The 6,790-nt window shown below is 67.9% G+C and carries 6 protein-coding genes and 1 pseudogene; 4 read left to right on the forward strand and 3 right to left on the reverse strand.

Annotated elements, in window-relative coordinates; genetic code table 11:
• A pseudogene (locus tag BGO22_RS17985) lies at window positions 1-665 on the reverse strand (two-component sensor histidine kinase); the annotation flags it as partial.
• Complete coding sequence (gene ompR, locus BGO22_RS17990) at window positions 665-1,396, reverse strand: osmolarity response regulator transcription factor OmpR (protein ID WP_070399984.1); 732 nt, start codon at window positions 1,394-1,396, stop codon at window positions 665-667. The gene ompR and the pseudogene BGO22_RS17985, both read right to left, overlap by 1 nt.
• Before the next feature lie 170 nt (window positions 1,397-1,566).
• Here ompR and BGO22_RS17995 point away from each other — a divergent pair, with 170 nt between their 5' ends.
• Entirely contained in the window at window positions 1,567-1,866 is a 300-nt protein-coding gene (locus BGO22_RS17995) for a hypothetical protein (protein WP_139147081.1), read from the forward strand.
• 14 nt (window positions 1,867-1,880) lie between these two features.
• Window positions 1,881-2,624: an SIMPL domain-containing protein gene (locus BGO22_RS18000; RefSeq protein WP_070399986.1), complete on the forward strand. Its 744-nt coding sequence runs from the start codon at window positions 1,881-1,883 to the stop codon at window positions 2,622-2,624.
• Window positions 2,625-2,628: 4 nt separating this feature from the next.
• Here BGO22_RS18000 and BGO22_RS18005 read toward each other — a convergent pair whose 3' ends face one another.
• Complete coding sequence (locus BGO22_RS18005; RefSeq protein ID WP_070399987.1) at window positions 2,629-3,399, reverse strand: 3-hydroxybutyrate dehydrogenase; 771 nt, start codon at window positions 3,397-3,399, stop codon at window positions 2,629-2,631.
• A gap of 80 nt (window positions 3,400-3,479) precedes the next feature.
• Between BGO22_RS18005 and BGO22_RS18010 the strand changes: the two genes are divergently transcribed.
• Window positions 3,480-4,400 (forward strand): alpha/beta fold hydrolase, encoded by a 921-nt coding sequence (locus BGO22_RS18010; protein WP_070399988.1) that lies wholly within the window; start codon window positions 3,480-3,482, stop codon window positions 4,398-4,400.
• A complete protein-coding gene (locus BGO22_RS18015) occupies window positions 4,397-6,685 on the forward strand; it encodes a RelA/SpoT family protein (RefSeq protein ID WP_070399989.1) in 2,289 nt (762 codons plus the stop codon). The genes BGO22_RS18010 and BGO22_RS18015 overlap by 4 nt, the downstream gene beginning before the upstream one ends.
• The last annotated feature ends 105 nt before the right edge of the window (window positions 6,686-6,790 follow it).

The raw sequence follows: 6,790 nt of genomic DNA on the forward strand, positions 1-6,790 counted from the left end.
GCGTTGAAGTCGCCCTCGCGCACGCGACTGGCCGCGAAGGAGAGCTTCTTCAACGGCCGGTTGATCAGGCGCGCGATGAGCGCGGCGCCAGCGAGAGAGAGCAGGGCAGCCGTTCCCAGCCAGATCAGCCAGGTGGTGCCCGCCACCGGGCCGATGCGCGAAGGGTCGGTCAGCAGCCAGTACGGGTCACCGTCGATCGAGAAGCCGATCCACAGCCCCGCCTGGTGATTGACCTCTCGCGCCACCACCGTGTCCGGCCCCAGGCGGGCCTTCAACTGTCCGGCCACGTTGCGGCTGAGCAGGTCGGTGTCGTAGAGCTGGAAGGTGTCGTTGGGCTCGCGCGGAGCGATGCGCAGGCCTTCCTCGGACGCCAGGGTCTTGATGAGCGAGACGCGCGCGATCGAATCCGAGTGAATCAGCGCCGCGCGGCTGAGGTTCACCAGCGAAGCGAGCTGCTGCGCGCTTTGCAGGGCGCGCGGCTCATATTCCAGCGCGCGGAAGGTTTGCAGCCACGCGATGATGCAGCCCGTGAGCAGCAGCGTGAGAAAGAAGAAGGTGCGCCAGAACAGGCTCACGCCGCGCGTGGGCCGCACCTCCAGCGGGGCCGGGGCGGTTTCCAGCGCGGTGGGTTCGGTCTCGAACGGTACGCGTGATTCGCTGTCCATCAGGTGTTGCCGTCCGGCACGAACACGTAGCCCACGCCCCATACCGTCTGCAGGTAGCGCGGCGAGGATGCGTCGTCCTCGATCAGCTTGCGCAGGCGCGAGACCTGCACATCCAGGCTGCGGTCGAAGGGCTCGAATTCGCGTCCGCGCGCCAACTGGGCCAGCTTCTCGCGCGACAGCGGTTGGCGCGGGTGGCGCACCAGGGCCTTGAGCATGGCGAATTCGCCAGTGGTCAAGGGTAGGTCGTTGCCGTCCTTGCGCAGGGTGCGCAGGCTCAGATCGAATTCGTAGGGGCCGAACTTCACCACCTCGGCGTCCTGCGAGGGCGCGCCGGGCACCTCGGCCGGCGGGCGGCGGCGCAGCACGGCGTGGATGCGGGCCAGCAGTTCCCGCGGATTGAACGGTTTGCCGAGGTAGTCATCGGCGCCGACCTCCAAGCCCACGATGCGGTCCACGTCCTCGCTCTTGGCGGTCAGCATGATGATGGGCGTGCGGTCGCCATTGGCGCGCAGGCGGCGGCAGATCGACAGCCCGTCCTCGCCGGGCATCATCAGATCGAGCACGATGATGTCTACGGCGTCGCGCTGCAGGACCCTGTTCAGGGCCTTGCCGTCTTCGGCCAGCATCACTTCGAAGCCTTCCTGCATCAGGTAGCGGCGCAGCAGGTCGCGGATGCGCACGTCGTCATCGACGACGAGAACCTTGTTGGGGCGGGGGTGGTTCTGTGGCATGGGAGCAACTTCCGATAAATGTAACAAAGCCGATTTTGGCAGCGGCAAGTGCTTGTCAACGCTCGTTTTTTGGTTTTTTGACAGGCTGTTACAGATGTTGCCCCGCATGCCATTCGCTTGACCCGGGCCTCACTCGCACAATCGGGCTTCTGTTCATACTCCTCCACACCATGAAGTCCGTTTGGATGGGAACCATCGCTTGCTTGACCGCGGGTCTGGCTTACGCCAATCCGGAGCGTCCGCGCGACGCCGGCGTGATCGGCGCCGACGCCGCGGCGGTGACGGTGGTGCCGATCTCAATCGATGGTGGCGAGGCGCGTGCGCCCATGCGGCTGCGCGATGCCCTGCGCCAACCCTTTGACGACATGGACGACGGCGGCAAGCCTTTCCGGCTGTCCGTGGAGGAGCGTCAGCGCCTGCGCGAGCAGCTCAGGGTGCAACCGCCCTTCGAGTCCCATCGCCAGCCCTGAAAAAACCAGCACACATGCCCATGCCCTATCTGCCCGCCCGCTCGGCGGCTGCGGTTCGCCGCGCCGCTTCCGCTCTCAGCCTCATGGCCGCCGTGGCCGCTTCGCCGGTTGCGCTGGCGCAGGCGCCCGAGGTGCCCGCCAATGTGGTGAGCCTCTCCGCCAGCGGCCACCTGGAAGTGCCGCAAGACTGGCTCACCGTGGTGTTGAGCACCACCCGCGAGGGCAGCGATGCCGCTACTGTGCAGAATCAGCTCAAGGTGGCTGTGGATGCCGCGCTGGCGATCGCCCAGCCGCAGGCCAAGCCTCAGCAACTGGAGGTGCGCACCGGCAACCTGCGCCTCTACCCCCGTTATGGCAGCAATGGCCGCATCAGCGGCTGGCAGGGTCAGGCCGAGGTGGTGATCGAGGGCCGCGACATCGCCAACGTGAGCGCGGTGGCTGGTCGCGTGCAGACCCTCACCGTCTCCAACATGGGCTTCTCGCTCTCGCGCGAAGCGCGTCAGGCGCTGGAGTCCCAGGTGCAGGCGCAGGCCATTGAGCGTTTTCGCGCGCGCGCCAGTGAAATCGCCAAGGGCTTTGGCTTCAGCGGCTACACGCTGCGCGATGTGTCGGTGAGCTCGGCCGAGATGCCCGAGCGACCCATGCCGCGCATGATGGCCATGGAGGCCAAGGCGGCCGCGAGCGACGCCGCCATTCCGGTGGCCGCCGGCACCAGCACCGTGAGCATCACGGTGTCTGGCGCCATCCAAATGCGCTGAGGCCTTACTGGGCGGCCCAACCGCCGTCCATGTTCCAGGCCACGCCGCGCACGTTGCCGGCGGCGGGCGAGCAGAAGAACACCGCCAGTTCGCCCAGCTCCTCGGGCGTGGTGAATTGCATCGAGGGCTCCTTCTCGCCCAGCAGCAGCTTGGTGGCTTCCGCGTTCGAAAGCTTCAGCGCGGCGGCCTTCGCGTCCACCTGCTTCTGCACCAGCGGCGTCAGCACCCAACCCGGGCAGATGGCGTTGCAGGTGACGCCCGAGGTGGCGGTTTCCAGGGCCGTCACCTTGGTCAGGCCCACGATGCCATGCTTGGCCGCCACGTACGCCGACTTCTCCGCCGATCCCACCAGCCCATGTACCGAAGCCACGTTGATGATGCGTCCCCAGTTGGCCTTGAGCATGGCCGGCAGGGCCAGACGCGAGGTATGGAAGGCGCTGGACAAGTTGATGGCGATCACCGCGTCCCAGCGTTCGACCGGGAAGTCCTGCACCCTGGCGACGTGCTGGATGCCCGCGTTGTTCACGAGGATGTCCACTTGGCCGAAGGTCTTGGCCGCGTAGGCCATCATGTCCTCAATCTCCGCCGGCTTGCTCATGTCGGCACCGTGGTAGCCGACCTTGGCGCCCAGTGCCGCCACCTCGGCCTGTGGGCCGGCGCTGTCACCGAAACCATTGAGCACGACATTGGCGCCCTGGCGTGCGAGGGCCTTGGCGATGCCGAGGCCGATGCCGCTGGTGGATCCGGTGACGAGTGCGGTTTTCCCGGTGAGCATGGGTTACTCCAGTTCCATTACGATTGGTTCGACGTGCTGCCATGCATTATGGATGGCGGACGCCAGCCCCGAGCCGCACCATGACCGAACCCCAACTCCAGCACACCGTCGTCGGTGGGGCCGCGGCCCGTGAAGGCGGCCCGCGCTGCATGGCTTGGTGGGACTGGCGCAGCACCGGCGGGCGCGACGATCACGTGGTCGTCTGCGTGCACGGTCTGTCGCGCCAGGGGCGCGACTTCGACACCCTGGCGCGCGCGCTGCAACCGTTCTGCCGCGTGGTCGCGGTGGACGTGGCGGGGCGCGGGCACAGCGATTGGCTGGCCGACCCCATGGCCTACCAGGTGCCCACCTACGTGGCCGACCTTGCCGTGCTGCTGCAGCAGTTGCGCGCGCAGCGACCCGGCGTGCGCATCGACTGGGTCGGCACCAGCATGGGAGGACTCATCGGCATGGGTGTGGCGGCGCAGCCGCTGCTGGCGCCCACGCGCCTGGTGCTGAACGATGTGGGACCCGTGGTGCAGTGGGAAGCGCTCATGCGCATCGGCACCTACCTGGGCCTGGACCCCGACTTCGACTCCATGCAGGCGGCGAGTGACTACCTGGCCAGCATTTCCAAGGGCTTCGGCCCCCACACGCCCGAGCAATGGCGGGCCCTGTCCCTGCCCATGCTGCGCGAGCGCGGCGGGCGCGTGCGCCTGCACTACGACCCGGCCATCGCCCTGCCGTTCAAGGCCATGACGCAGGGCGTGGAAACGCAGGCGCTGCGTGAGGCGGTGCGCGCCGGCGAGGCCGCGCTGTGGGACCTGTACGACGCGATCGCCGCGCCCACCCTGGTGTTGCGTGGCGAGGACTCGGACCTGCTCAGCATGGACACCGTGCGGGCCATGCAGGCCCGCGGGCCGCGCCCGCGCTGCGTGAGCTTCGCCGGCGTGGGTCACGCGCCTACGCTGATGGCCGACGATCAGGTGCGCGCCGTGCTCGACTTCCTGCTCTCGCCATGAAGCGGGCCAACCCCTCGTTGGACGACGCGGCGCCGGCCACGGCCGCGATCGTGGCCGCCACCGCCGCGGGCCTGCCTCAGCAGGCCAATGCGCTGGCGCGCGCCCGTGCCTTTGCCGAGCCCCTGCTGGAAGGCGAGTGCCTGGACACGGGTGAGAACACCTGGGCACACGCCGAGGCGGTGGCGCGCATCCTGGCCGACATCGGCGGGTCCGAGGCCATGCAGTCGGTGGTGTACCTGGTGTATGCCTGCCAGCACCTGAACCGGCCGCAGGAGGTCATCGCCAAAGCCTTCGGCGAGCAGCACGCCGCGCTGGCGCTGGAGACCACCAAGCTCGTCCAGTTGCAGCGGCAGGCGCGTCTGAAGGCGGCGGAGAAGCTCGCGCGCAAGCAGGAGGAACGCCTGGCTGCCCAAGACGCGGGCCAGCCCGCGCCGGGCTTGTCCAAGGCGCCCGTGTCCGAGCTCGCGGCCAGCCAGACCGAGAACGTGCGCAAGATGCTGCTCGCCTTTTCGCGCGACCTGCGCGTGGTGATGCTGCGCCTGGCCTCGCGTCTGCAGACGCTGCGCTATTTCGCCTCCATCAAGGGCGATCCGGGTGAACTGCTGGCCAGCGAATCCCTGCATGTGTTCGCGCCCCTGGCCAACCGGCTGGGCATCTGGCAGATCAAGTGGGAGATGGAAGACCTGGCCTTCCGCTTCCTGGAGCCGCAGACCTACAAGAACGTGGCCAAGCTGCTCGACGAAAAGCGCGCCGAGCGCGAGGCGCATGTCGAGCAGGTGCGCGAGGACCTGCAGCGCGCGCTGCTGGCGCAGGGTATCGCCGCCATGGTGCAAGGCCGGCCCAAGCACATCTACAGCATCGTCAAGAAGATGCGGGGCAAGGCGCTGGACTTCGAGCAGGTGTTCGACATCCGGGCCTTGCGCGTGATCGTGCTCGAAACCGCTGACTGCTACGCCGTGCTGTCCTTCGTGCACGAGCACTTCACGCCGGTGGCGGATGAGTTCGACGACTACATCGCCAAGCCCAAACCCAACGGCTATCAGTCCCTGCACACGGTGGTGCGCGACGCCCAGGGGCGGGCCTTCGAGATCCAGATCCGTACCCAGGCCATGCACGACCACGCCGAACACGGCGTGGCCGCGCACTGGGCCTACAAGGAAGCGGGTGCCAAAGGCTACTCGGGCGTCACGGCCAACTCCGAGTACGACGCCAAGATCGCCGTGCTGCGCCAACTGCTGGCCTGGGAGCGCGACCTCAGCGGCACCGCCCAGGGCCTGTTCGACGACCGCATCTACGTGCTCACGCCGAACGCCGCCATCGTTGAACTGCCGCAGGGCGCCACGCCGGTCGACTTTGCCTACACCGTGCACACCGACCTGGGCCACCACTGCCGCGGCGCCAAGGTCGACGGCGCCATGGTGCCGCTGAACACGGCGCTGCAGAACGGCCAGACGGTGGAGATCGTGTCCGTGAAGGACGGCGGCCCTTCGCGTGACTGGCTCAACCCCGAGTTGGGTTATCTGGTGAGCCACCGCGCCAAGAGCAAGGTGCGCGCCTGGTTCAACGCCCAGGCACTGGCCGAGACCATCGCGCGCGGGCGAGAGGCGGTGGAAAAGCTGCTGCAGCGCGAAGGCCGCACGGCGCTCAAGTTCGAGGACCTGGCCATTGAAATGGGCCTGGGTTCCGCCGACGAGCTCTTCGAGCTGGTCGGCAAGGATGAGCTGTCGCTGCGCTCGATCGAGACCCAGTTGCGCCCGCCCGAACCCGAGGCCACGCCCGAGCCCAGCAGCTGGGTGCGCAAGCCGCGTCGCGGCCAGGAAAGCCCCAAGGGCGACGTGCTGGTGGTGGGCGTGGGCTCGCTGATGACCCAGCTCGCCAAGTGCTGCCGGCCCGCACCGCCCGACGAGATTCGCGGCTTCGTCACGCGAGGCAAGGGCGTGAGCATTCACCGTGCCGACTGCACCGACTTCGCGCACCTGGTGCGCAAGAGCCCGGACCGCGTGATCGAGGTCGATTGGGCCGGTCGCGACGACGCGCGTGGCGGCTCTCAGGCGGTGTACCCCGTCGACGTGGCCATCGAGGCTGTCGACCGTCAGGGCCTGTTGCGCGACATCTCCGACGTCTTCGCCCGCGAGAAGATGAACGTGATCGGGGTACAGACCCAGTCCGTCAGGGGCGTGGCTTGGATGACCTTCACCATCGAGGTGGCAGACGCCCGGCAGGTGGCGCGCGCCATGGCCGTGGTGGGAGACGTGAACGGCGTTCGCATGGTGCGGCGCAAATAGAGCGGCCAGGAACTGCTATACTGCGAGGCTTCGATTCGTTCGAAGGCGCGTAGCTCAGCTGGTTAGAGCACCACCTTGACATGGTGGGGGTCAGGGGTTCGAGTC

The organism is Hydrogenophaga sp. 70-12 (assembly GCF_001897365.1).
Classification (GTDB): domain Bacteria; phylum Pseudomonadota; class Gammaproteobacteria; order Burkholderiales; family Burkholderiaceae_C; genus Hydrogenophaga; species Hydrogenophaga borbori.